Origin of the sequence: Streptomyces sp. NPDC002032, from assembly GCF_042890765.1 — a bacterium.
GTDB lineage: Bacteria > Actinomycetota > Actinomycetes > Streptomycetales > Streptomycetaceae > Streptomyces.
In genome coordinates this window covers 452,112-475,695 of sequence record NZ_JBIASM010000004.1, presented here as the reverse complement: position 1 = coordinate 475,695, position 23,584 = coordinate 452,112, and the positions used below count along the sequence as shown (strand labels likewise).

The 23,584-nt window shown below is 73.8% G+C and carries 18 protein-coding genes, 1 tRNA gene and 1 riboswitch; of the genes, 9 read left to right on the top strand and 10 right to left on the bottom strand.

All coding sequences use genetic code 11. From position 1 onward, the window contains the following. Positions 1 to 6 precede the first annotated feature (6 nt). A riboswitch (cobalamin riboswitch) is annotated at positions 7 to 144 on the bottom strand. Between the two features lie 220 nt (positions 145 to 364). Continuing rightward, positions 365 to 438, bottom strand: a tRNA-Trp gene (locus ACFYYT_RS13785). A 236-nt stretch (positions 439 to 674) separates the two neighbouring features. On the opposite strand from ACFYYT_RS13785, the gene ACFYYT_RS13780 reads away from it, so the two are divergent. Continuing rightward, positions 675 to 2,330: a GMC oxidoreductase gene (locus tag ACFYYT_RS13780; protein WP_351827314.1), complete on the top strand. Its 1,656-nt coding sequence runs from the start codon at positions 675 to 677 to the stop codon at positions 2,328 to 2,330. A gap of 58 nt (positions 2,331 to 2,388) precedes the next feature. Here the strand turns inward: ACFYYT_RS13780 and ACFYYT_RS13775 are convergent, their stop codons facing one another. Continuing rightward, positions 2,389 to 2,868 carry a carboxymuconolactone decarboxylase family protein gene (locus ACFYYT_RS13775; RefSeq protein ID WP_351827315.1) on the bottom strand — a complete coding sequence of 160 codons (480 nt, stop codon included), beginning with the start codon at positions 2,866 to 2,868 and terminating at the stop codon, positions 2,389 to 2,391. Then, entirely contained in the window at positions 2,865 to 3,944 is a 1,080-nt protein-coding gene (locus ACFYYT_RS13770) for a dihydrodipicolinate reductase (protein WP_351827318.1), read from the bottom strand. The genes ACFYYT_RS13775 and ACFYYT_RS13770 overlap by 4 nt, the downstream gene beginning before the upstream one ends. Positions 3,945 to 4,114: 170 nt before the next feature. On the opposite strand from ACFYYT_RS13770, the gene ACFYYT_RS13765 reads away from it, so the two are divergent. Further along, positions 4,115 to 5,455, top strand: a complete 1,341-nt coding sequence (locus tag ACFYYT_RS13765) for a glycoside hydrolase family 18 protein (protein ID WP_351827321.1) — start codon at positions 4,115 to 4,117, stop codon at positions 5,453 to 5,455. Positions 5,456 to 5,570: 115 nt separating this feature from the next. On the opposite strand, the gene ACFYYT_RS13760 is transcribed toward ACFYYT_RS13765, so the two are convergent. Next, complete coding sequence (locus ACFYYT_RS13760) at positions 5,571 to 6,638, bottom strand: sugar kinase (protein ID WP_351831469.1); 1,068 nt, start codon at positions 6,636 to 6,638, stop codon at positions 5,571 to 5,573. After that, positions 6,578 to 7,243: a bifunctional 4-hydroxy-2-oxoglutarate aldolase/2-dehydro-3-deoxy-phosphogluconate aldolase gene (locus ACFYYT_RS13755; RefSeq protein WP_351831467.1), complete on the bottom strand. Its 666-nt coding sequence runs from the start codon at positions 7,241 to 7,243 to the stop codon at positions 6,578 to 6,580. Before ACFYYT_RS13755 ends, ACFYYT_RS13760 begins: the two co-directional genes overlap by 61 nt. Before the next feature lie 88 nt (positions 7,244 to 7,331). Here ACFYYT_RS13755 and ACFYYT_RS13750 point away from each other — a divergent pair, with 88 nt between their 5' ends. The 3 genes from ACFYYT_RS13750 to ACFYYT_RS13740 all read left to right on the top strand — a co-directional run bounded on the left by ACFYYT_RS13750 (position 7,332) and on the right by ACFYYT_RS13740 (position 12,647). After that, positions 7,332 to 8,138, top strand: coding sequence for an IclR family transcriptional regulator (locus ACFYYT_RS13750; RefSeq protein ID WP_351831464.1), 807 nt, complete (start codon positions 7,332 to 7,334; stop codon positions 8,136 to 8,138). A 139-nt stretch (positions 8,139 to 8,277) separates the two neighbouring features. Then, a complete protein-coding gene (locus tag ACFYYT_RS13745; protein WP_351831461.1) occupies positions 8,278 to 9,993 on the top strand; it encodes a sigma-70 family RNA polymerase sigma factor in 1,716 nt (571 codons plus the stop codon). Positions 9,994 to 10,127: 134 nt separating this feature from the next. Continuing rightward, on the top strand, positions 10,128 to 12,647 hold the full coding sequence (locus ACFYYT_RS13740; protein WP_388607870.1) for a Helicase associated domain protein: 2,520 nt from the start codon (positions 10,128 to 10,130) through the stop codon (positions 12,645 to 12,647). A gap of 13 nt (positions 12,648 to 12,660) precedes the next feature. On the opposite strand, the gene ACFYYT_RS13735 is transcribed toward ACFYYT_RS13740, so the two are convergent. Continuing rightward, complete coding sequence (locus ACFYYT_RS13735; protein WP_351831626.1) at positions 12,661 to 14,052, bottom strand: glutamate decarboxylase; 1,392 nt, start codon at positions 14,050 to 14,052, stop codon at positions 12,661 to 12,663. A 278-nt stretch (positions 14,053 to 14,330) separates the two neighbouring features. Between ACFYYT_RS13735 and ACFYYT_RS13730 the strand changes: the two genes are divergently transcribed. Together ACFYYT_RS13730 and ACFYYT_RS13725 are read left to right on the top strand one after the other, a co-directional pair. Then, complete coding sequence (locus ACFYYT_RS13730; RefSeq protein ID WP_351831629.1) at positions 14,331 to 14,723, top strand: tyrosinase family oxidase copper chaperone; 393 nt, start codon at positions 14,331 to 14,333, stop codon at positions 14,721 to 14,723. Then, positions 14,720 to 15,568, top strand: a complete 849-nt coding sequence (locus ACFYYT_RS13725; protein WP_351831631.1) for a tyrosinase family protein — start codon at positions 14,720 to 14,722, stop codon at positions 15,566 to 15,568. The genes ACFYYT_RS13730 and ACFYYT_RS13725 overlap by 4 nt, the downstream gene beginning before the upstream one ends. On the opposite strand, the gene ACFYYT_RS13720 is transcribed toward ACFYYT_RS13725, so the two are convergent. Beyond that, positions 15,523 to 16,227, bottom strand: a complete 705-nt coding sequence (locus tag ACFYYT_RS13720) for a response regulator (RefSeq protein WP_351831634.1) — start codon at positions 16,225 to 16,227, stop codon at positions 15,523 to 15,525. The genes ACFYYT_RS13725 and ACFYYT_RS13720 overlap by 46 nt on opposite strands. Beyond that, positions 16,224 to 18,029, bottom strand: coding sequence for an ATP-binding protein (locus tag ACFYYT_RS13715; protein WP_388607866.1), 1,806 nt, complete (start codon positions 18,027 to 18,029; stop codon positions 16,224 to 16,226). Before ACFYYT_RS13715 ends, ACFYYT_RS13720 begins: the two co-directional genes overlap by 4 nt. A 105-nt stretch (positions 18,030 to 18,134) precedes the next feature. On the opposite strand from ACFYYT_RS13715, the gene ACFYYT_RS13710 reads away from it, so the two are divergent. Continuing rightward, positions 18,135 to 19,538: a cation:dicarboxylate symporter family transporter gene (locus ACFYYT_RS13710; RefSeq protein ID WP_388607863.1), complete on the top strand. Its 1,404-nt coding sequence runs from the start codon at positions 18,135 to 18,137 to the stop codon at positions 19,536 to 19,538. A 341-nt stretch (positions 19,539 to 19,879) separates the two neighbouring features. Further along, positions 19,880 to 21,649: a S8 family serine peptidase gene (locus ACFYYT_RS13705; protein ID WP_351820075.1), complete on the top strand. Its 1,770-nt coding sequence runs from the start codon at positions 19,880 to 19,882 to the stop codon at positions 21,647 to 21,649. 120 nt (positions 21,650 to 21,769) lie between these two features. Here ACFYYT_RS13705 and ACFYYT_RS13700 read toward each other — a convergent pair whose 3' ends face one another. Further along, the gene (locus ACFYYT_RS13700) at positions 21,770 to 22,438 is read right to left on the bottom strand and encodes a (2Fe-2S)-binding protein (protein ID WP_351820072.1); all 669 of its coding nucleotides are present in this window, start codon (positions 22,436 to 22,438) and stop codon (positions 21,770 to 21,772) included. A 76-nt stretch (positions 22,439 to 22,514) separates the two neighbouring features. Further along, entirely contained in the window at positions 22,515 to 23,570 is a 1,056-nt protein-coding gene (locus ACFYYT_RS13695; protein WP_351820069.1) for an SIS domain-containing protein, read from the bottom strand. Positions 23,571 to 23,584 lie beyond the last annotated feature (14 nt).

Sequence of the window (23,584 nt, the reverse complement as noted above, 5' to 3'; positions counted from 1 at the left end):
CCGGTCGAAGTGAAGAGGCGGCGCGTCAGTGTCTGACTCCCGAGATCCCACGGTCGGGATCCCGGTCACAGTGGCGGGACCGCACCGGATTCGCACCGGTTTCCTGTCCTGCGCCGCCCGGACAACCCGGCCAAGTCTGCCAGATGCCGCCTTTCGCCCGGAACGGCGTCCGCCGCACAGACCGGATCCGGCCACGGGCGTGGGCACGGAGCCGGGCGCGGAGACGGGCGCGGAGCCGGGCGCGGACCGGGTGCGGAGACGGGCGCGGAGGCCGGCCCCCTGAGCGGGCTCCGGCCCCGGATACGCCGAAGGCCCGCGCCGGCTGCTTGCGCGCCGGTACGGGCCTTCGACTGTCCTGCGAGGGCAGGGGCGGCAGGAGTCGAACCTGCGACCTACGGTTTTGGAGACCGTTGCTCTGGCCAGCTGAGCTACACCCCTTCGGTGGGACCAACCATGGCACGGCACGGCGCGAAGATCCACCGAATTCGGGGGTCGGTCGGGGGGAAGTCGGGTCGACAGCCGGCGCCGGGAGCCACTTTCCGGGCGGGTTGCCCCTGGAGCCCCGGCGGTTCGGCAAGCGGAACGAGCCGGAAGTTACCTCGTCGTATGTAGTGACTTAGCAAGCACTCAACAGTAGAACTTGTTCTCACTCCGTCGAGAGTGAGGAAGGTCACATGAGTGACAAAAGCCTGCACAGCAAGGTCTCCAAGGGTGTTTCACGCCGTGGATTCATCGCTGGAACCAGTTCTATTCTGGGAGCCGTGGCCCTCGCGGTCAACACCACCCCCGCCCAGGCGAAAACCGCCGTCGGCACGGCCGCCGCGAACCCCCCGATCGACTCCGGGGCCCATGTCCCGGCCCTCGTGATCGGCACCGGCTACGGCGGCTCGGTCGCCGCGCTGCGGCTCGCCCAGGCCGGGGTCGACGTGCACATGATCGAGATGGGCATGGCCTGGGACACCCCCGGGAGCGACGGCAAGATCTTCGCCAACACCACCAAGCCCGACTACCGTTCGTACTGGCTGCGCACCAAGACCAAGGCCCCGCTCAGCAATTTCCTCGGCTTCCCCATCGACTCGGCCGTCCCCAAGTACACGGGCATCCTCGACGCCGAGGAGATGGGCGGGATCATCGTGTACCAGGGCCGCGGGGTCGGCGGCGGCTCGCTCGTCAACGGCGGCATGGCGGTGACGCCCAAGCGGCAGAACTTCGCGGCCATCCTGCCCTCGGTGAACGCCGACGAGATGTACAACACCTACTACCCCCGCGCCAACGCCGGTCTCGGGGTGGGACTGATCGACCCCGACTGGTTCGAGACGGTGGACTGCTACCAGTTCGCCCGGGTGGGCCGCAAGCACGCCCAGCGCTCGGGATTCCCCTTCGTCTTCGTCCCGGACGTGTACGACTGGGACTACATGAAGCAGGAGGTGGCCGGGACCGTCCCCAAGTCCGCGGTCGCCGGCGAGATCCTCTACGGCAACAACGCCGGCAAGAAGTCCCTGCAGAAGACCTACCTCGCCGCCGCGAAGGCGACCGGCAAGGTCGGCATCTCCCCGCTGCACCGGGTCACCACCGTCTCCCCCTCGGGCGGTGGCGGCTACACGGTCGCCATGGAGCAGCTCGACACCACCGGGGCGGTGGTCGCCACCAAGACCGTCACCGCCGACAAGGTGTTCTTCGCGGCGGGCAGCGTGGGCACCAGCAAGCTCCTCGTCAGGCTGAAGGCCACGGGCGCGCTGGCGAACCTGAACGACGAGATCGGCAAGGGCTGGGGCGACAACGGCAACGTCATGTGCGGCCGGGCGAACCACATGTGGGACCCCACCGGCAAGGTGCAGGCCTCCATCCCCTGCGGCGGGATCGACAACTGGGACGCGGGCGGCGCCTTCGCCGAGGTCGCCCCGCTGCCGACCGGGATCGAGACGTACGCGTCCTTCTACCTCTCGATCACGAAGAACCCCAACCGGGCCCAGTTCACCTGGAACGCCGCCGCCGGCCAGGTCGAGCTGAACTGGCAGACGGCCTGGAAGCAGCCCTCCATCGACATGGCGAAGACCATCTTCGACAAGATCAACTCGAAGGAGGGGACGATCTACCGGTCCGACCTGTTCGGCACCAACAAGATCTGGGGCGACCACCTCACGTACCACCCGCTGGGCGGCGCGGTACTGAACAAGGCGACCGACAACTACGGCCGGCTGCGCGGCTACACCGGCCTCTACGTGATCGACGGAGCGCTGATCCCCGGCAACACCAGCGTCAATCCGTTCGTGACGATCACGGCCCTCGCCGAGCGGAACATCGAGAAGATCATCGCCACGGACCTCTGAGCCGGAAGGGATCCCGGGGCCGGACGGAGGGTGCGCCCCCGTCCGGCCCCGGGCCGTGTCAGCCGCTCGGCAGCACACAGACGCTGTCGAGGCCCAGGACGTGGTTGAGCCGGCCGAAGGCGAGCCAGGAGCCGATGCTCATGCTCAGCTCCACGATCTCCAACTGGCTGTAGTGCGCGCCCATCCGCTCCCAGAACTCCTCGTCCAGGTTGTGGTGGTCCAGCGCGTAGCGCTCCGCGTACTCCGCCGCCAGCCGCGTGCGCTCGTCGAAGGCACCGGTGGTGCGCCACTCGGTCACCGCGTCGGCGAAGCCCTCCTCGACCTTCTCCCCGTCCCGGTCGGTGCGCCAGTCCAGGCAGAAGACGCAGCCGTTGATCTGGGCGATGCGCAGCCGGGCGGCCTCGAACTCGCGCAGACCGAGGGTGGTGTGGGCGTAGACCGACAGGGAGAAGTTGGCGGCGGCCATGCCGATGCCGGGGACCATGTCGCCCCATACGTACTCGATGGGGTGCTGTCCTTCGGGGACGTCGATTCTCATGACTGCTTCCTTCCGAGTTTGCCGACTGCGGGCCGCAGCGGGATGTCGAGCGCGTCGTAGAGTCCGGGCTCCGCGTCGACCAGCCAGTCGATGGCGCCGACGAGGCGGCCGACGGCGGTGGCGTTCCCTCCGGCCGACCGGTTGTCGTCCTCGTCGGTGCACTCGACGGTGACCTCGATGCGCGGGCGGCCCTCGATGACGACGCGGTGGGCGCCGGTCCCGTCGGGCGGCGCGGGCCAGTCGGGGGCGCAGGAGGGGTGGATGCGGGTGACGTGTTCGATGACGATGCGCGGTTCGCCCGCGACGATGCCCTGCACCTCGAAGCGGATGGCGCCCTGGGTGCCGGCCTCGAACTCGCCCATGGTGCGGGTGGTGACCGTGGTGTCGAGGGGGCGGCGGTCCGAGGTTTCGCGGATCTCGTCGAGTTCCACGCCCAGGGCTCGGGCCATCATCCGGACCTGCCCTCCCCACACCATGGTGGGGACGGAGGGCATGAGCATCATCGGTTCGTAGTCCATGGGCTGGCCCATGCCGACCAGGTAGCGGACGGAGTCCGGCTGGTCGTAGGTGGAGTAGTCGAAGATCTCCTGGCAGCGGATCACGTCCACCCGGGTGCCGAGGCCGCTGAGCAGCAGCGGGAGCACGTCGTTGCCCCAGCCGGGGTCGACACCCGAGGCGAAGAGCGAGCCACCGCCCCGCGCGACCGCCGCGAGCACCGGGTCCCGGAACTCCGGCGGGGCGTTGCGGTGGTCGTAGAGGGGGTAGAGGGCCGGGCTGACGACGGCCGCTCCGGCGGCTATCGCCCGGGTGATGTCGGCGAGCGCGTCGTCGGGGCGGACGTCGCCGGACGCCGCGTAGACGACGGCGGCCGGGCGGCCGGCCAGCACCGCCTCGCTGTCATCGGTCGCCGCCACCCCCAACGGATGTTCCAGCCCGGCGAGTTCGCCCGCGTCGCGGCCGACCTTTCCGGGGTTGTGGACGATCACTGCCGCGAGTTCGAGCGCCGGGTGGGCGTCGACGGCGCGGATCGCCGCGCGGCCGACATTGCCCGTGCCCCAGACCACCGTGGGAATCATGCGCGGAGGGTAGCGAGGGGGCGCAAAGGTGCCCAGGGCCGTGAAGGATGAATTTCGGACGACCGGGCCGCCGTGCGGAACCCGAGGTGAACGCACCCTTGACCCAGCTGGTCCAGACCAATAGTTTCCGGCTGACGAGCACCACTCCCCCGCATCCGCAAAGGAAGCCCATGCGCCGCAGCACGCTCGGCAGGCTCGCCGTCGCCGCCTGTTCCCTCTCCCTGCTGACCGCTTTCGCGCCCACCGCCGCCGCCGGTCCGCAGGAGGCGGCGGCAGCGGCGGGCGGTGGCCACGACACCTCGTTCCGCAAGGTCGGGTACTTCACCCAGTGGGGCGTCTACGGGCGGGACTTCCAGGTCCAGGACCTGGAGACGAGCGGTACCGCCGCCCGGCTCACGCACGTCAACTACGCCTTCGGCAACGTCAGCGCCGACGGCAAGTGCTTCACCGGGAACGTGCCCGGCGAGGCCGACGCGTGGGCCGACTACGTACGCCCGCTCGACGCGGCGAACTCCGTCGACGGGGTGGCCGATACGGCCGAGCAGCCCCTGGCCGGCAACTTCAACCAGCTGCGGGAGCTCAAGGCCCGGCACCCGGGGCTCAAGGTGATGATCTCGCTGGGCGGCTGGAGCTGGTCGACCCACTTCTCGGACGCCGCCCTCACCCCCGCCTCGCGCAAGGCCTTCGTCTCCTCCTGCATCGACCTGTACCTGAAGGGGAACCTCCCGCAGGACGGCGCCCGGGGCGGCGCGGGCGCGGCGGCGGGCCTCTTCGACGGCATCGACCTGGACTGGGAGTGGCCCGGCTCGGCGGGCGACACCGACACCACGTTCCGGCCGGAGGACAAGCGCAACTTCGCCGCGCTGGTCGAGGAGTTCCGCCGTCAGCTCGACGCGTACGGCCGCGAGAAGCGGCGGACGTACGAGCTGTCCGCCTTCGTCCCGACCGCGAGCGCGAAGATCGACGCGGGCTTCGACGTCCGCCGGATCATGCGCGGCCTCGACTTCGTCAACCTCCAGGGCTACGACTTCCACGTGTCCGGGGAGAAGACCACGGCGCAGCAGTCCGCCCTGCGCGCCCGTGAGGACTTCAGCGTGGAGGGCACGGTGGAGGCCTGGCGCCGCCGGGGGGCGCCGGCCCGGAAGCTGGTGGTCGGCATGCCGTTCTACGGCCAGGGCTGGACCGGGGTCAGCGGCGGCGGCGACGGCATGGGACAGCCCGCGACGGGTCCGGCGCCCGCCACCTGGGCGGCCGGGTACGAGGACTACAAGGAACTCAAGAAGCTGGCCGCTTCCGGCACCTACCAGGTGCACCGCGACCGGCGCGGCGGCCACGCCTGGCTCTTCGACGGCACCACCCTGTGGACCTACGACGACCCGCAGGTGCTGAACACCAAGGCCCGGTACGTGCGCGAACAGGGCCTGGGCGGGGCGATGTTCTGGTCTCTGGACGCCGACACCGCCGAGGGCGAGCTGACCGCCGCCGTGGACCGGGGCCTGCACGGCCACTGACCGGCCCGGGGGCCGGCCGGCGGCCGGCCCCCGGCCCCACCCGACCGGCGCCGCCGGGCCGCGGAAACCGTTCCGGCCCGGCGGCGCCCTCCACACACCCCCTCGGCGGGCCGGGTCAGGGGCCCGGCCCCGCATCCGGGCGGACCGTAGCCGCCAGTGCGGCGGTGTCGGCGAAGGCCGGGACGTGACCGGTGCCGCCGCGCCCGGAGACCGACAGGGAGGCGGCCGCCACGCCGTGGGCGACCGCCCGCGCGAGGGTGTCGCCCAGCGCGAGCCGGGCCGTGGCGGTGCCGGTGAAGCAGTCCCCGGCACCGGTCGCGTCGACGGGCGCCGGGTCGGCCGGGACCGGGAAGCGGGCCACGCGGCCCCCGTCGTCCAGCAGCAGCCGGTCCGCCCCGCAGGTGACGGCCACCGCGCGGGCCCCCAGCGCCCGGTAGCGGGCCGCGGCCGTGCCGGGGGCGCCGGTGTCCACCAGGGCGAGTGCGTCGGCCGGGCAGGAGGTCTTCAGCAGGCCGGTCAGCGGGGCGATCCGGGCCAGCAGCTCCCGGGCCTCGCTCCGGCCGGTCAGCCGGGGCCGGTGGTTGGGGTCGTAGGTGACGTGCCCGCCGGCGGCGTGGACCGTGCGCGCCGCGTCCAGGACGGCCTCCCGGGCGCTCGGGGAGAGGGCGCCGGTGATCCCGCTGGTGACCAGTGCCTTCGTACCGGTCAGCAGGTCCCGCCAGGCTTCGGTGTGGGCCGGGGAGAGGGTGGAACCGGCGCTGTGGGCGCGCCAGTAGACGAATTCCCGCTCGCCTTCGGTGTCGGCGCCGAGCAGGTAGGCGCCGTTCGGGCGGGGCGCACGCCGGACGTGGGAAACGTCCACGCCCAGTTCGGCGGCGCGGCTCAGCAGCGGGACGCTCAGCTCGTCGTCGCCGACGACCGCGAGCAGGGCGGTGCGGGCCCCGGCCGCGGCGGCGGCGGCCGCGGCGTTGAGGGCGTCGCCGGAGTAGGAGATCCGCGCGCCGGTGCCGTCGGCGGCCGCCCGCAGGGCGGTGTCGGCGTGGATCTCGACCAGGACCTCGCCGAGCACGAGGACGTCGTAGCCGCGCGGGGAGCCGGCGGGGCCGGCGGTGCCCGCCACCGTCAGCGCGCCCCGGAGCCGCGGGACGGCTCCGGCCGGTCGCAGCCGCGGGCGGCGCAGCACGGTCCGGCCAGCTCCGCGAAGATGGCGGCCAGTTCGGCGGGGTCGGCGGGCAGTCCGCTGCCGATGCCCACGGCGCTCGCGCCCGCGGCGAGCCAGGCGCGGACCTCGCCGGGGCGGATGCCGCCGGTCGGCACGAGGAGGGCGTCGGGGAGGACCGCCCTGAGGGAGCGGATGAAGTCCGGGCCCCCCACGTGGGCCGGGAAGACCTTCGCGGCGCCGCCCGAGCGGGCGGCGGCGGCGATCTCGCCGGGGGTGTAGCCGCCCTCGACGAACGCCGCCGCGCGCCGCCGGGCGACCTCGCGGACCTCGGGGGCGGGGTAGGGGGAGACGAGGAAGGCGGCGCCGGCGTCGAGGGCGGCTTCGGCGTGGGCGGCGGTGGTGGCGGTGCCGACGCCGATCAGGGCGGGGCGGCCGTGGGCGTCGGCGAGCGGGGCGGTGCGGGCGACGGCCTCCGCCCAGCCGGGGGTGGTCGTGGTGAGCTCGACGGCGCGGCAGCCGGCGGCGAGCAGGGCCGTGGTGGCGCGGACGGCCTCGTCCGCGCCGGTGGTGCGCAGGACCGGCAGCAGACGCTGGGCGACTATGACCGCGTACGGATGGCAGGACAAGGGACCCTCCGATGTGTTCCACGTAGTGGAACGAGGTATCGTGTGCCGGAACTTCGTGGTCCAGACCTTACCCACCCAGGGAGACGACGTGTCAACGGAGCAAGGCCCCGGAGAGGACGTTCCACGGCTCGCGCGCGGGGGCGCGGGCGGCCGCACCTCGGCCGCCGGATCGGCCCTGGAGAAGTCCCTGCGCATCCTGGAGGCGGTCGCCGCCCCCGGCGGACCGCACCGGCTGACGGACGTGACGGCGGCGGCCGCCGTGCCGAAGTCGAGCACCTTCCGGATCCTCGCGGCGCTGGCCGAGCAGGGTTTCGTACGGGCGGAGGGCGAGGGCCGCTACGGCATCGGCCCCCGGCTGCGCGGACTGGCGGCGCTGGTCGGCGCGGCGGAGCCGGCCGGCGTCGACGAGGTCCTGCACGAGCTGCGGCGGGAGACGGGCCAGACGGTCCACCTGGCCCTGCTCACCGGGGAGACGATCACCTACGTCCGCAAGCTGGAGGCCGACCAGCCCTTCAGGACGGCCTCGCGCGTCGGCATGCGGATGCCGCTGCACACGACGGCCATCGGCAAGAGCGTCCTCGCGCTCCTGCCCCCCGAGGAGGTCCGCGCCCTGACCGCCGCGGCCGGCCTGCCGCGCCGCACCCCGAAGACGCTGACCACCCCGGTGGAGCTGGAGGCGGAACTGGCCTCGGTCCGGGAACGGGGCTTCGCCGTGGACGACGAGGAGAACGAGCCCACGATCCGCTGCGCCGGGGCGGCGGTCCCCGGCCCGGACGGCCGTCCGGTGGGCGGGGTCTCCGTCACCACCGTCACCTTCCTGGTCTCCCGCGCGGAGGTCGAGGCCTACGCGCCCGCGCTGAGAGCGGCGGCGCGGGCGCTGTCGCCGCTGCTGTGAACACCCCCGCGACCGGGCCCGGCGCCCCGTTCGGAGCAGCCCCGAAAGTTTTTCTCCGGATATCCGTTATCGGGCCCCCGCTCGACGGTCTCCCAGTTATTGGGCATCATCGACCGCCGGTACGGACGGGGACTTTCACATGAGTACACAGCACACGGCAGCGCTGGTGGCAGCGGCCCGCGCGGGCGATCCCCGCGCCCAGGACGAGCTCGTCAGCACCCACCTGCCGCTCGTCTACAACATCGTCGGCCGGGCCCTGAACGGGTCGTGCGACGTGGACGACGTGGTCCAGGACACGATGCTGCGGGCGCTGGACGGGCTGGGCGGCCTGCGGTCGGACGAGAGCTTCCGGTCCTGGCTGGTGGCGATCACGATGAACCGGGTGCGGGCGCACTGGCAGGCCCGCAGCGGCGGTCCGGGCGAGAGCGGACTGGAGGCGGCCGCGGACGTCGCCGACCCCGGCGCCGACTTCGCCGACCTGACCGTCGTACGCCTCCACCTGTCCGGGCAGCGGCGCGAGACCGCCCGCGCCACGCGCTGGCTGGAGCCCGACGACCGGGCGCTGCTGTCGCTGTGGTGGCTGGAGTGCGCCGGTGAGGTGACGCGGGCCGAGACGGCCGCCGCGCTGGAGCTGACCCCGCAGCACACGGCGGTACGGGTGCAGCGGATGAAGGCCCAGCTGGAAGCGGCCCGGGTGGTGGAGCGGGCGCTGGAGGCCCAGCCCCCGTGCGAGGGGCTGCGGGCCATGACGGGCACCTGGGACGGACGGCCGTCCGCGCTGTGGCGCAAGCGGATAGCCCGGCACGCCCGGGAGTGCCTGCGCTGCTCCGGGCTGTGGAACGGACTGGTGCCGGCGGAGGGGCTGCTGGCCGGTCTGGCGCTGGTCCCGGTGACGGCGGCGCTGCTGGCGGGCGTACGGGCGGCCACGGCCGCGGGCTTCGCGCCCGCGGGCGCGGCGTTCGCCGGGGCGCAGGCCGCGCCCCACGCCTCGGGGGCCGGGTTCGCGGACGCCGGGACCCAGCTCACCCCGGTGGTGTCGGGGCCGGGCCGGGCCGCGCGCCGCAAGGGGGGCGACGCGGGCGATCCGGGGGCCGGGTCCGCCGCCGGGCGCGGGGCGCAGCGCAGGCGGCGGCAGAACCGCCGCCGGGTGATCGGCGGCGCCGTGCTCGCGGCATGCGTGGCGGGCGGGGGCCTGGTCTATCTCGGCTCGCTCCCCGGCAAGCGGGGCGCCGAGGCGGCCGGCAGCGCGTCGGCCTCCGGGCTGGCCGCGCTCTCCGCGTCGGACGGCGCTTCGGCCCTGCCCTCCGCGCCGCCCTCCGCGACGGCTTCGCCCTCCGCCCCGCCGTCCCCCTCGGCGCCGGCTTCCGTTTCGGCGTCCCCGTCGCCGTCCACGAGTGCGGCGAAGCCGCCGGCGCCCACGCAGTCCAGGAGCACGCCGCCGCGCCCGGCCCCGCCGGCTCCGGCGCCCGCCCCGGCGGGGGTGGCCGGTCAGGTCATCGCGCTCGTCAACTCCGAGCGCGCGGCGGCCGGCTGCGGTCCGCTGAAGGAGGACGCGCAGCTGCGGTCGGCGGCCCAGGGGCACTCCGACGACATGGCGCGGCGGGACTTCTTCTCGCACACCAACCCCGACGGGGCGGACCCGGGGGCGCGGACCACGGCCGCCGGGTACCGCTGGTCCACGTACGGGGAGAACATCGCGCGGGGCCAGCAGACGGCGGCGGACGTGATGGACTCGTGGATGAAGAGCCCGGGCCACCGGGCGAACATCCTCAACTGCTCCTTCAAGGACATCGGGGTGGGCATCCACAACGGTTCGGGCGGCCCCTGGTGGACGCAGAACTTCGGCGCCCGCTGACGTCACCGCCGGGACGGCCCGCGCCGCGGGGACACGACGGCGACGACCGGCCGGTCCGCCGCCACCCTTTTGACTCATAATCGGGGCAAGATATCCCCTGGAGGCGAATCGGCAGATCAAGGGGGATCGGACTCATGGGTCGTACGGCGAGGGCGGAGCTGCGTCCGCATCAGCGGGAGGCCGTCGACGCCGTCGTGCGCGCGCTGGAGCCGCCGGCCGGCGGCCGGCTGCCGGCCCGCGGCCTGCGGACACAGGTGATCATGGCGACCGGGTCGGGCAAGTCCCTGGTCGCCGTGCGCTCGGCAGAGGCGCTGCGGGCGGGCCGGGTGCTCGTCCTGGTGCCCTCCCTCGACCTGCTCGTGCAGACCGTGGCCGCCTGGCGCGGGGGCGGCCGCAGCGGGCGGGCCGTCGCGGTGTGCTCGCTGCGCGGCGAGGACGCCGGGGTGCCGACCACCACCGATCCGGGCGAACTGGCCCGCTGGGGCGCCCGGCCGGTCGAGCGGGTGACCGTGTTCGCCACGTACGCCTCCCTCGGTCTGGGCACGCTCGAACGGGCGCACCTGGCGGGGCTGCCGCCCTGGGACCTGGTGGTCGTCGACGAGGCCCACCGCACGTCGGGGCGGATCGGCAAGCCCTGGGCGGTGGTCCACGACAACGCGCGCATCCCGTCCGCCCGGCGGCTCTACATGACGGCCACGCCCCGGGTGTGGCGGGACGGCGAGGAGACCGAGGCGGAGGCGGAGCCAGAAGCCGAGGCCGAGGCGGCGGCCGGGACCGGCGCGGGCAACGACACCGACGCCGACGCCGAGTACGCGGCGCCCGGCGGCGGCGCGCGCGGGCGCGGCGAGCTGGTCGCGTCCATGGAGGACGATCCGGCGGGTCCGTTCGGCGCCCGCTGCTACACGCTGCCGCTGTCCGAGGCCATCGACCGGGGCATCTGCGCGCCGTACCGGGTGGTGTGCGTGGACGTCAGCGATCCCGGCTTCCAGGCGGAGGTGCTGCTGGGCGCCGACGGCCGCTCCGACCGGGTCCGCGGGATGCGGCTGGCCGCGCTCCAGGCCGCGCTGGTGAAGGCGGCCGCCGAACAGGGCTTCCGGCGGACGCTGGTCTTCCACCACCTGACCAAGGAGGCCGAGGCCTTCGCGGCGGGCCTGCCGGCGGTCGCGGCTCGGCTGCGCTCCGCGAGCCGCGCACCCCTGCCGGCCTATCCCCGGACGGTGTGGGCGGACTGGCTGTGCGGACAGCACCCGGCGGCGCACCGGCGCCGGGTGCTGGAGGCGTTCGCCGCCGACCGGGTCGCGGAGAAGGCCTTCCTGGGCAGCGTCCGGGTGCTGGGCGAGGGGGTGGACACCAAGGAGTGCGACTCCGTCTTCTGGGCGGACGTACGCGGTTCCATGCCGGATCTGGTGCAGGCCGTGGGCCGGGCGCTGCGGATCCGGCCCGGCGAGGGAAAGGTCGCCTCGCTGGTGGTGCCGGTGCTGCTGGGTCCCGGGGAGTCACCGGAGTCGATGCTGACCTCACGGGCGTACGGGGACCTCGCGCGGCTCCTTGAAGCGCTGAGGGCGCACGACTCGCGGCTGGTGGAGGCCCTGGCCCAGCCGCAGGCGCCGGGCCGCCCGGCGCCCGCCGCCGGTGCGGGCGCCCCGGGCACGGGCCCCGGGCCGGGGGCGCGGGCGCTGCTGAGCTTCTCCACGCCCCGGGATCCCGCGCTGCTGGCGGCCTTCATCCGGCTGCGCGTGCTCAACCCGGAGCACACGCAGTGGCGGCGCGGGGTGGAGGCGGCCCGGGCGTACGCCGCGCTGGCCGGGGACCTGCGGGTGCCGTTCGCGTACAAGGTGCCGGCGTCCGGCGGGGACGGGCCGGCGGCGCCGGCGGGATTCCCGCTCGGCCAGTGGATCGCGGACGCGCGGCGGACGTACCGCCGGGGCGCGCTGAGCCGGGAGCGGACCCGGGAGCTGGACGAACTCGGCATGGTGTGGAGCCACTTCGACGTGGCCTTCGAGGAGGGGCTGGCGGCGGCCCGGGCCTGGGCCGCCGGGCACGGGCACCTGCTGCCGCCGGTGAACGCGACCTGGCACGGGGCGCCCGTCGGGGTGTGGATGAAGAACAACCGGGCCGCCGCCCGCCGGGAGGGGCCGGGGGCGCTGCCCGAGGACCGCCGGGAGGCCCTGGACGCGATCGACCCGTCCTGGTGCCCCGCCTGGGACATCGGCTGGCAGCGGGCCTTCCACCTGACCCGGGTGCACCTGGACGCGGGCGGGCGGCTCCCGGACGGGCCGGGCCGGCTCCTGGTGCAGGGCGAGGACCTGGGGGCCTGGGTGCGCGCGCAGCGGCTGGGCTGGGACCGGCTGGGGTGGGCGCAGCGCTGGCTGCTGGAGCACGCGCTGGGGCTGGACCCGGTGCGCGAGGAGGAACGGCCGCCGCCGCGCCGCAGCCATGCCGATGCCTGGGCCGGGCATCTGGAGGCGGCCCGGCTGTTCCGGGCCCGGGAGGGGCATCTGCGGGTCCCCCGCCCGCACGTGGAGCGGGTGGGGGACCGGGAGCTGCGGCTCGGGTCGTGGATCGCCAATCAGCGTTCCCGGGCGCAGCGGTTGCCGCCGGAGCGGGTGGCCGCGCTGACCGCCCTGGGGATGCGCTGGTCGGGTTCCGGCTGAGGGGCCGCAGCGGTCAGTGGTGGAAGGCGGAGCGGGGTTCGGCGGCGGGGACCGGCTGCGGGTGGGCGCTGAGGTGTTCGACGGCCCGGCGCAGGTCGGTGACGAGCAGGGCGATCTGGTCGCGGGTCACCCCGTGCCGGATCAGGACGCGCTGGATGACGGTGTCCTGCCGGTCGGCGGGCAGCGGGTACGAGGGCACCTGCCAGCCGCGCATCCGCAGCCGGTCGGAGAGGTCGTAGAGGCTGAAGCCGGCCCCCTCCGGGTCGGCGAGGGTGTAGGAGACGGCGGGCAGCGCGCCCCGGCCGTCGTAGAGCAGGGTGAAGGTGCCCATGTCGGCGATCTGCCCGGCGAGGTACTGGGCGGTGTCGGCGCAGGCCTGCTGGACGCGCTGGTAGCCGGTCCGGCCGAGGCGCAGGAAGAGGTAGTACTGGGCAATGACCTCGCCCCCGGGGCGGGAGAAGTTGAGCGCGAAGGTCGGCATGTCACCGCCGAGGTAGTCCACGTCGAAGACGAGGTCGGCGGGGAGCAGGTCGGCGGTGCGCCAGATGATCCAGCCGACGCCGAGCGGGGCGAGCCCGTACTTGTGGCCGGAGGTGTTGACGGAGGCCACGCGCGGCAGCCGGAAGTCCCATACGACGTCGGGGTGGAGGAAGGGCGCGACGAAGCCCCCGCTGGCGGCGTCCACGTGGACGGGCACGTCCCAGCCGTGTTCGGCCTGGATCCGGTCGAGCGCCTCGCAGATCGCGGCGACGGGTTCGTAGTCGCAGGTGTAGGTGACGCCGAGGATGGCGACGACGCCGATGGTGTTCTCGTCGACGTGGGCGGCGAGCTGGTGGGGCAGCAGTCCGGTGGCGCCCGGCTCCAGGGGGACCTGGCGCAGTTCGACGTCGAAGTACCGGGCGAACTTCTCCCAGCAGATCTGGACCGGTCCGCACACCAGGTTGGGGCGGTCGGCCGGTTCGCCCTCCGCCCGGCGGCGGGCCCGCCAGCGCCATTTGAGGGCGAGGCCGCCGAGCATGGCGGCCTCGCTGGAGCCGGTGGTGGAGCATCCGGTGCCGGAGGTGCCGGGCGGGGCGTTCCAGAGGTCGGCCAGGATGTTGACGCAGCGGGCCTCGATCTCGGCGGTCTGCGGGTACTCGTCCTTGTCGATCATGTTCTTGTCGAGGCACTCGTTCATCAGGCGGTGTACGCCGTCGTCCGACCAGGTGGTGCAGAAGGTGGCCAGGTTCTGGGCGGCGTTGCCGTCGAGGAGGAGCTCGTTGTGGAGGAGCGAGTAGACCACGTCGGAGGGTGCGGGGTCGTCGGGCATCCGGTACTTGGGGAGGATCTGGCCGCTGAGGGCGGACGCGAACACGTCCGTCGCGGCGTCCCGGGCACGTACGTCCTTCGTCTCATGAAGAGCCATATCGGGACTATAAGGGGCAGATCGCGACAGATTCGGTTCCGGCGCTCCTTGAGCGGGGACCACGCCTTCCGGCCGACTCGGGGGTGTGATCTCCTCCATACCTTCACCGTCTCACCACAAGAATTACCGTCCAGTAGCATTTCCTCCGCAGATCTTGCTGTCCCGGCCGGTGGAGCCGGTCCGGACGGGAAGATCATTTCATTGGTTTTCCACACAACTTATCCACGGATGTCCGGATAGCGGTCAACTGCCCTCGTGGCCCTGATAGTTCTTCGGCCATGAACAAGATCACCCGCCGGCAGGCCTTGGGCACCACCGCCGGCGCTCTCACCGTCCTCGGCATCGCGGGCGCCACCGCGCACGCCGCCGCCACCGACTCGCGCGCCGCCACCACCCCGGCCGGCACCGTCGACGAGGTGTACCAGGGCCGCCGCATCCAGATCACTCCCGGCACCGGGGGCGGCCACCACGGCGGCCACCACTCCCCCGGCCTGCCGACCGTGAAGATAGACGGCCGCGAACTGCACGTGATGCAGAACGCCGACGGCACCTGGATCAGCGTGGTCAACCACTACGAGACCTTCGCCGAGCCCACCTCCCTGGCCCGGGCCGCCGTGCGCGAGCTCCAGGGCGCCCAGCTCGCCCCGATGCAGATGGGTGGCACGGCATGACCGTCCGCAAGAACCAGGCCGCGCTCACCTCCGAGGAGAAGCGCGCCTTCACCAACGCGCTGCTCGAACTCAAGCGCACCGGCCGCTACGACCGGTTCGTGACCACCCACAACGGGTTCATCATGAGCGACACCGACTCGGGCGACCGCGTCGGCCACCGCTCTCCCTCCTTCCTCCCCTGGCACCGGCGGTTTCTGCTGGAGTTCGAGGCTGCTCTGCAGGCGGTGGACGCGAGCGTTTCGCTCCCGTACTGGGACTGGACGGCCGACCGCACCACCCGCTCCTCCCTCTGGGCCGCCGACTTCCTCGGCGGCACCGGCCGGGCCCGCGACGGACAGGTCATGGACGGACCCTTCGCCTACGCGACGGGCAAGTGGGAGATAGCCGTACGCGTCGACGGCCGCAACTACCTGCGGCGCGCGCTCGGCGAGGGCGTCGCCCAGCTGCCGACCAAGGCCGAGGTGGACGCCGTCCTGGCGATGCCCGTCTACGACATGGCCCCCTGGAACAGCTCCTCCAACGGCTTCCGCAACAACCTGGAGGGCTGGCGCGGCGCCAACCTGCACAACCGGGTCCACGTCTGGGTCGGCGGCCAGATGGGCACCGGGGTCTCGCCCAACGACCCGGTGTTCTGGATGCACCACGCGTTCATCGACAAGCTCTGGGCCGACTGGCAGGCCAAGCACCCGCAGTCCACCTACCTGCCGGCCGCCGGCACCCCCAACGTGGTCGACCTGCGCGACACGATGCGGCCGTGGAACGACGTGACCCCGGCCGACATGCTGGACCACCGCACGTTCTACGCGTTCGACACCGAGCCGGCCGCCGCCGCCAGCCAGCGGTAGTGCAGTTCGGGGCGGCCCACCTGGCCGTACCGGGGGGTGCGGTCCGCGCGGCCGGTGTCCACCAGGTGCTCCAGGTACCGGCGGGCCGTGATCCGCGAGATCCCGGCCGCCCCGGCCGCCCCCGCCGCGGTCAGCCCCTCGGGCGCCGACCGCAGCAGCGCCGCGACCCGGTCCAGGGTCGCGGCGCTGAGCCCTTTGGGGAGCTCGGCCGGAGCCGGCGCGCGCAGTGCGGCGAGCGCCCGGTCCACATCGTCCTGCCCGGCCGCCTCGCCCGCGCTCGCACGGAACTCGGCGTAGCGCAGCAGCCGTTCGCGCAGGGTCGGGAACGCGAACGGCTTCAGTACGTACTGCACGACGCCCAGCGACACGCTCTCGCGGACCACCGCCAGATCCCGGGCCGAGGTCACCGCGATCACGTCCACGGGGTGCCCGGCCGCCCGCAGGCCGCGCGCGAAGCGCAGCCCGTGGCCGTCGGGCAGGGTGAGGTCGAGCAGCAGCAGGTCGACGGGGGCACGCTCCAGGACACGGGCCGCCTCGGCGAGGGAGTGCACGGCCGCCACGGCGGTGAAGCCGGGCACCCGGCCCACGTACAGGGCGTGCGCGGCGGCGGCCACCGGATCGTCCTCGACCACCAGCACCCGCACCTCGGGCGCGCTCACGCGGTGCCGCCCGAGCGGCGCTGACGGGGGATGCCGGGCCGAGCCCCGGGCGCCCCCGCGGCCGGATCCCGTACGGTCCCCGCCGCGCCGGACGCGTCCTCGCCGGGCCGCGCGCCCGACGGCCCGCGCGCCGCTCCCCGCGGCCCCGGCGGCCGCGGCGCGTCCCTGCCGTCCCTGCCGTCCCTGCCGTCCGGGCCGCCCGGCGCCGCCGGCGCGGTGTGCGGCGGCAGGCTCACGGTGAACTCCGCGCCGCCGTCCGGCCCGGGGGCCGCGTCGACGAGGCCGCCGTGGCGGTCGGCCACCTGGCGGACCAGCGCCAGGCCCAGCCCGCGCCCCTCACCCTTGCCGGACCAGCCCCGCCGGAAGACGTCCACGCCCTCCGGGAGTCCGGGACCGTTGTCCGCGACCCGCAGCAGCAGCCCGCCGGCGTCGCTGCGCACGGTGACCGCGATCCGGCCGCCGCGCACCCCGCTCAGGGCGTCGACGGCGTTGTCGATGAGATTGCCGAGCACCGTGACGAGGTCCCGGGCGGGCGGCACCCCCGGCCCGGTGTCGACCGGCCCGCTGTCGGGGGTGACGGCGAGTTCGATGCCCCGCTCGTGCGCCTGGGCCGCCTTGCCGAGCAGCAGGGCGACCAGGACCGGCTCGCCGACGGCCGTGACGACCTCGTCCGTCAGGGCCTGGGCCAGCTCCAGTTCGGCGGTGGCGAACTCCACCGCCTCCTCGCTGCGGCCCAGCTCGATGAGGGAGACCACCGTGTGCAGCCGGTTGGCGGCTTCGTGGGCCTGTGAGCGCAGCGCCTGGGTGAAGCCCCGCTCGTGGTCCAGTTCACCGGTGAGCGCCTGGAGTTCGGTGTGGTCGCGCAGGGTCACCACGGTGCCCCGGCGGCCGCCGCCCGCCACCGGTGAGCTGTTGACGACGAGCACCCGCTCGGTGGTCAGGTGCACCTCGTCGACCCGGGGCCGGTCGGCGAGCAGCGCCCCGGTGAGCGGCGCGGGGAGTCCGAGGTCGGCGACGCCGGTGCCGGTGACCTCACCGCGCAGGCCGAGGAGTTCGCGTCCCGCGTCGTTGATGAGGGTGATCCTGCGGTGGCCGTCGAGCATCAGCAGCCCCTCCCGGACACCGTGCAGGGCCGCCTGGTGGTAGTCGTACATCCGGCTCAGCTCGGCGGCGTTCATGCCGTGCGTGTGCCGGCGCAGCCGGGCGTTGACCACGTACGTGCCCGCGCCGCCCAGCGCCAGCGCCCCGGCCGCCACCCAGGCGAGGGCGGAGAGCTGCGCCGCGAGCCGGTCGCTGACGGCGCGGACGGTGATCCCCGCGCTGACCAGACCGACGATCCGGCCCGCCTCGTCCGCGAGCGGGGTGACCACGCGGATGGAGGGGCCCAGCGTGCCGGTGTAGGTCTCGCTGAAGGTCTCGCCGCGCAGCGCGGGGGCGGTGTTGCCGAGGAAGCGTTCGCCGATCCGGCGCGGGTCGGGGTGGGTCCAGCGGCGCCCGTCGGGAGCCATGATCGTCACGAAGTCCACGCCCGCGTCGGCGCGGACCCGCTCCGCGTAAGGCTGGAGGGCCGCCGAGGGGCCGCTGCCGCCCGCGCCCGCCCGTACGGCCTCGCGCACCGACGGCGAGTCGGCGACGGCCCGCGCCACCGCCCCGGCGTGGCGGCGCGCGGCGTCCTCGGCCTGGTCCCGTGCGGTCGCGTACGCGAAGACCGCGCACCCGGCGACGACGACGGTGACCAGCAGCACCTGCATGGCGAACAGCTGGCCGGCGAGGCTACGGGGCGGTCGAGGGAAGCGGAACATGGCGCTCAGTGTGCACCCGGCCATGAACTCAATGAACGCAAGGGTGACCGGGGTCACAGGGCGGGCGATGGTCTGCGGGAACACATTCACCACCCAGGAGGCGACGTGGCCGCCAGGCGCGACAAGACCCACTTTCTCTACATCGCGGTGATCGCCGCGGTGCTGCTCGGCATCGCCGTCGGCTTCGCCGCCCCCGGCGTGGCCGTGGAGCTCAAGCCCCTGGGCACCGGCTTCGTGAACCTCATCAAGATGATGATCTCGCCCGTGATCTTCTGCACGATCGTGCTGGGCATCGGCTCCGTCCGCAAGGCCGCGAAGGTGGGCGCGGTGGGCGGCCTCGCCCTCGGCTACTTCATGGTCATGTCCACGGTCGCGCTGGCGATCGGCCTCCTCGTGGGGAACCTGCTGGAGCCCGGCAGCGGGCTGCACCTGACCGAGGCGGTCCGGCACGCCGGCGAGGCCCAGGCCAAGGCGGGCGGCGCCGAGAGCACGCCGGAGTTCCTGCTCGGGATCATCCCGACGACGCTGGTGTCGGCCTTCACCGGCGGGGAGGTGCTCCAGACCCTGCTGGTGGCGCTGCTGTGCGGGTTCGCGCTCCAGGCGATGGGCCGGGCGGGGGAACCGGTGCTGCGCGGGATCGGACACCTCCAGAAGCTGGTGTTCCGGATACTCGCGATGATCATGTGGGCGGCCCCGGTGGGCGCCTTCGGTGCCATCGCGGCGGTGGTCGGGGCGACGGGCATGGACGCGCTGAAGTCCCTGGCGGTCATCATGATCGGCTTCTACACCACCTGTCTGCTCTTCGTCTTCGTGGTCCTGGGCACGCTGCTGCGGGTCTGTACGGGGGTCAGCGTGTTCGCCCTGGTGCGCTACCTGGGGCGGGAGTTCCTGCTGATCCTGTCGACGTCCTCTTCGGAATCGGCGCTGCCACGGCTGATCGCGAAGATGGAGCACCTCGGCGTGTCCCGTCCGGTGACCGGCATCACCGTGCCGACCGGTTACTCCTTCAACCTGGACGGCACCGCGATCTACCTGACGATGTCCTCGCTGTTCATCGCGGAGGCCATGGGCAAGCCGCTCGCGCTCGGCGAGCAGATCTCGCTGCTGCTGTTCATGGTCGTGGCCTCCAAGGGCGCGGCCGGGGTCACCGGCGCGGGCCTCGCCACCCTGGCCGGCGGCCTCCAGTCGCACCGGCCCGAACTCGTCGACGGCGTGGGCCTGATCGTGGGCATCGACCGGTTCATGAGCGAGGCCCGGGCGATGACGAACTTCGCGGGCAACGCCGTCGCCACGGTGCTGATCGGCACGTGGACCAAGGAGTTCGACCGGGAGCGCGCCACGGAGGTCCTCGCGGGCCGGCTGCCGTTCGACGAGACCACGCTGGTCGACGACGGCCACGCGCCCGAGGCCGAGCCCGAGCCCGACGCGACGCCGGCGACGGTGCCCGTGCCGGCGACCGTACCCGCGGCCGGCCCGGCGGCCGGCCCCAAGGACGGGGTCCCGGCCTGAGGCTGGCCGGCACACCCCGGCCGGGATCCGGCCGGACAGGGCTCGCCCCCACGGTGCCCAGTCCGGCCGGATCCCGGCCACCGCGCCCGCCCCCGCCCGGTTCCGGCCGGCGGGGGCGCGTCACAGCCCGACGAAGACCGACGAATGCCCACGTACGGCTGTTTTCGGCCATGTGATCTTCAACTCTGCTGCGGGGAAAGGTACTTCCCTAGCGGGCAGCCCGTCTGACATCTTGCGTCCACCACTCGTTTCGTACGGCCCGGCAGGTGCCAACAGCACTGCCGCGCCCATCGGAGGACGCATTGATACCCCACATATCCGGCCGACACCGACGGAGTCTGGTGCTGGCCGCCGCCCTTGGCGCCGCCCTCACCTTCGGAGCCCCCGCCGCGCTCGCCGGCACCGCTCCCGTCTCCCCCAACGGCTCCGCCCCGGCTTCCGCTCCGGCGGCCGCCCCCAAGGCTGCGGCCCCGGCTTCCCAGAGTGCGACCTGGGCCGCCGGCACCCGTGCCTACCTCGTGATCAGCGCCCCCGGCGACGGCTCGGCGATCCGCTCGGCCATCACCGCCAACGGCGGCACGGTCTTCTCGTCCTTCGACGCGATCGGCGTGACCGTCGCCCACTCGGCCTCCGCGAACTTCGCCACGGCCATGCGCGGCGTCAGCGGTGTGCAGAAGGTCGGCGCCACCCGTACCTCGGACGTTCCCGCCGACGCCTACGACCCGGCCCTGCCCGCCAACCCGGCGCAGTCCGCGACGGCCGCCGGTGAGCCGGTCCGCGCGGACATGAGCCAAATCAAGGCGGACCAGGCGTGGGCCGTCACCACCGGCTCGGCCTCGGTGAAGGTCGGCATCCTGGACACCGGTGTCGACGACCAGCACCAGGACCTGGCCCCGAACTTCAACGCGGCCGACTCGGTCTCCTGCGCCTACGGCAAGCCCGACACCCGGGCCGGCGCCTGGCGTGACGTGGACACCCACGGCACCCACGTCGCGGGCACCATCGCGGCCGCCAAGAACGGCAAGGGCGTCGTCGGGGTGGCTCCGGGCGTGAAGATCTCCGCGGTCCGCGTCGCCGAGCCGGGCAACTCGTTCTTCTTCGCCGAGAACACCATCTGCGGGTTCGTGTGGGCGGGTGACCACGGCTTCAAGGTCACCAACAACAGCTACTACACCGACCCGTGGCAGTTCAACTGCCCGGACAACATCGACCAGGCCGCCATCATCGAGGGCGTCAAGCGCGCCCAGGAGTACGCCGAGAGCAAGGGCTCGCTCCAGATCGCCGCCGCGGGCAACGAGAACTACGACCTCGCCCACAAGACGACCGACACCGCGAGCCCCAACGACTCGACCCCGGTCACCCGCACCATCACCAACGCCTGCCTGGACATCCCGACCGAACTGCCGGGCGTGGTCACGGTCGCGGCGAACGGCACCGGCGTCACCAAGGCCTCGTTCTCCAACTTCGGCCAGGGCGTCATCGACGTCGCGGCGCCGGGCAGCGACGTCTACTCGACGCTGCCGGGCGGCAAGTACGGCACCAAGAGCGGCACCTCGATGGCCACCCCGCACGTGGTGGGCGTCGCCGCGCTGATCGCCAGCGCCAACCCGGGCATCACCCCGGCGCAGATCCGCGACAAGCTGGCCACCCAGGCCAACGACATCGCCTGCCCGGCCGACGGCCGCTGCACCGGTACGACCGCCAACAACTCCTTCTTCGGAGAGGGCCAGGTCGACGCCCTGAAGGCGGTCGGCGCCACCCCGCCGGCGGGCAAGTACTTCGAGAACACCGCGGACTTCGCCATCGGTGACAACACCACCGTGGAAAGCCCGATCACCGTCTCCGGCGTGACCGGCAACGCCCCGGCCACCCTCAAGGTGGGCGTGAACATCGCGCACACCTACATCGGTGACCTGAAGGTCGACCTGGTCGCCCCCGACGGCACCGTCTACACGGTCCACAACCGGGCCGGCGGCAGCACCGACAACATCAACCAGACCTACACCGTCAACGCCTCCTCCGAGGTGGCCAACGGCACCTGGAAGCTCCGCGTGAACGACAACGCGGCCGGCGACACCGGCAAGATCGATTCCTGGAACCTCACCTTCTAGGAACGCTCCCGCAGGGCGGGGCCGTCGGGGAGCGGCGCGACCGCTCCCCGGCGGCCCCTCGCGCGTGCGGTGGCGCCGCCGCGTCCGGCCCCGTCCGCGCCAGGGCGGGTCCGCGAGGGCCTAGCGGGTGCGCAGCACGCAGTCCCCGCAGTAGCCGCCGCCGGGCACCCGGTAGTAGAGGCAGCAGCTGCGGCGCACGAAGGCCACTCCGAGCCCCTCCTCGTGGACGAAGGTGCCGGTGCCCGCCAGCGCTCCGCCCTCGGCGAGCAGCGCTCCCGCGAGGTCCACGGCAAGGGCGCCGGGCACCCGGTCGAGCAGTACCCGCAGCGCCCCGACCAGCCCGGAGGCGGCGTTGCCGCGCAGCACCTTCGCCGAGACGCCGTACCGTTCGCGCAGCGCGCGGTCCAGTACGGCCAGGTTCCCGAGCACGCTCGCACCGAGGTCCCCGGCCGGCCGGGACGCCGGGGCGGGCAGCCACAGTTCCAGCGAGCCCGCCGCGGGCAGCCGCCATCCCACCCGGGCCGGGTCGAGGTCGGGCACCCGCCCGGCGAGGGCGGCGCAGCCCAGCCCCAGGGACCAGAGCCGGGAGGCGATCCCGAGCTGCGCGGTCGAGGCCGCCACCCGCCCGGGTCCGCTCCCGGTCCGTCGCCCGACCTCGTCGACGTAGGGGCCGAGGTGCTCTCCGTACAGCGCCTCCAGCGTCCGGAATCCGGGCCCGGGCGGTTCCTCGCCGTACGCGACGGTGAAGAAGGGGCCCACGGCGGCCAGTCGCCGCAGTACGTCGTCCATGGACGGATGATCTCAGCAGACGGCCGTGGCCCCCGAGGCCGGGGGCGGCCTGGGGGCTACGGGGGCGGCGGCGGGGTCAGGGCGCCGGGGAGTGGGCGGCGACTTCGAAGTCGGACATGTCGAGGCCGCCCTCCTTCGTGTCGTCGTTGGCGAAGACGAACGATTCGATCGGTACGTCGCGTTCGGCGCTGAGCTGGGCCACCAGTTCCTGGAGGACGACGGTCTCCAGGACGACGCGGACGGCGTCGGCGGTCCGCGGCAGCCGGACGGTGAAGAGGTTCTCGGCGACGTCCACGTCGGCGGTGGTGATCAGCAGCGTGAGGTGGCCGGCCCCGGCGAGCGAGCGGGCCAGTTCGATCTCGCGGCCGTCCCCGTAGACGAGGTGCAGGGTGTTGCCCGCCGATTCCATCTCGCCGTGCAGGTAGTTGCGGGTGGCGGAGTGGGCGGCGGTCATCCGCACCACCTCGCGCAGCAGCAGCGCGCCCTCCTCGGCGGAGGCCCGGGAGGCGCCCGCGGCCACCCCGTCGGAGGCGATGCAGCGCGCTGCGCGCCCGCGCAGCCCGGCCACCACCTCGGTGGCCTGCCGGTGGACCGCGGTGGTCTGCTCGGCGATGGAGTCCCAGGGGTCGCCCTCCCGGCCGGCCAGGGCTCCCGCGATCAGGTCGAGGGCCACGAGGGTGCCGGTATAGCCGATGGTGGAGGCGTAGGAGTCGGGTTCGTTGCCGAGGTCCACGGTGAGGTCGGCGAGGTCGCCGAGCGGGGACGGTACGACGTTGAGCAGCGCGGCCCGGGTGACGCCGGGGGCGGCGCGGTGGAAGGCGGCGAGGGTCTCGGAGCTGCGGCCGCCCTGGGAGACGGCGATCAGGCAGTCGGTGTCGAAGCCCGCGGTGCCGGTCTCGATCTCGCTGGACAGGACGCGCTGGGTGACGACCCCGGCCTCGCGCAGCTGCTGGACGGGGACCGCGAGGGCGGCGTACGAGGCTCCGATGCCGGTGAACAGGGGGCGCCGGGCGGTGCGCAGCGCGGCCAGGTCCGGGGAGGCGAGCTGGGTGCGGACGCGGTCGGCGATCCGGGCGAGGGCGGCGCCCTGGGCGGCCTGGCCCTGGAGGAAGGTGATGCGGGACGCGGACATGGGGGTGGCTCCTG

Excerpts from the sequence above, each read along its gene's own strand:
- ACFYYT_RS13765 (WP_351827321.1), top strand. The coding sequence starts at position 4,115 with ATGCGCCGCAGCACGCTCGGCAGGCTCGCCGTCGCCGCCTGTTCCCTC.
- ACFYYT_RS13780 (WP_351827314.1), top strand. The coding sequence starts at position 675 with ATGAGTGACAAAAGCCTGCACAGCAAGGTCTCCAAGGGTGTTTCACGC.
- ACFYYT_RS13770 (WP_351827318.1), bottom strand. The coding sequence starts at position 3,944 with ATGATTCCCACGGTGGTCTGGGGCACGGGCAATGTCGGCCGCGCGGCG.
- ACFYYT_RS13745 (WP_351831461.1), top strand. The coding sequence starts at position 8,278 with ATGAGTACACAGCACACGGCAGCGCTGGTGGCAGCGGCCCGCGCGGGC.
- ACFYYT_RS13775 (WP_351827315.1), bottom strand. The coding sequence starts at position 2,868 with ATGAGAATCGACGTCCCCGAAGGACAGCACCCCATCGAGTACGTATGG.
- ACFYYT_RS13725 (WP_351831631.1), top strand. The coding sequence starts at position 14,720 with ATGACCGTCCGCAAGAACCAGGCCGCGCTCACCTCCGAGGAGAAGCGC.
- ACFYYT_RS13700 (WP_351820072.1), bottom strand. The coding sequence starts at position 22,438 with ATGGACGACGTACTGCGGCGACTGGCCGCCGTGGGCCCCTTCTTCACC.
- ACFYYT_RS13715 (WP_388607866.1), bottom strand. The coding sequence starts at position 18,029 with ATGTTCCGCTTCCCTCGACCGCCCCGTAGCCTCGCCGGCCAGCTGTTC.
- ACFYYT_RS13695 (WP_351820069.1), bottom strand. The coding sequence starts at position 23,570 with ATGTCCGCGTCCCGCATCACCTTCCTCCAGGGCCAGGCCGCCCAGGGC.
- ACFYYT_RS13730 (WP_351831629.1), top strand. The coding sequence starts at position 14,331 with ATGAACAAGATCACCCGCCGGCAGGCCTTGGGCACCACCGCCGGCGCT.
- ACFYYT_RS13735 (WP_351831626.1), bottom strand. The coding sequence starts at position 14,052 with ATGGCTCTTCATGAGACGAAGGACGTACGTGCCCGGGACGCCGCGACG.
- ACFYYT_RS13740 (WP_388607870.1), top strand. The coding sequence starts at position 10,128 with ATGGGTCGTACGGCGAGGGCGGAGCTGCGTCCGCATCAGCGGGAGGCC.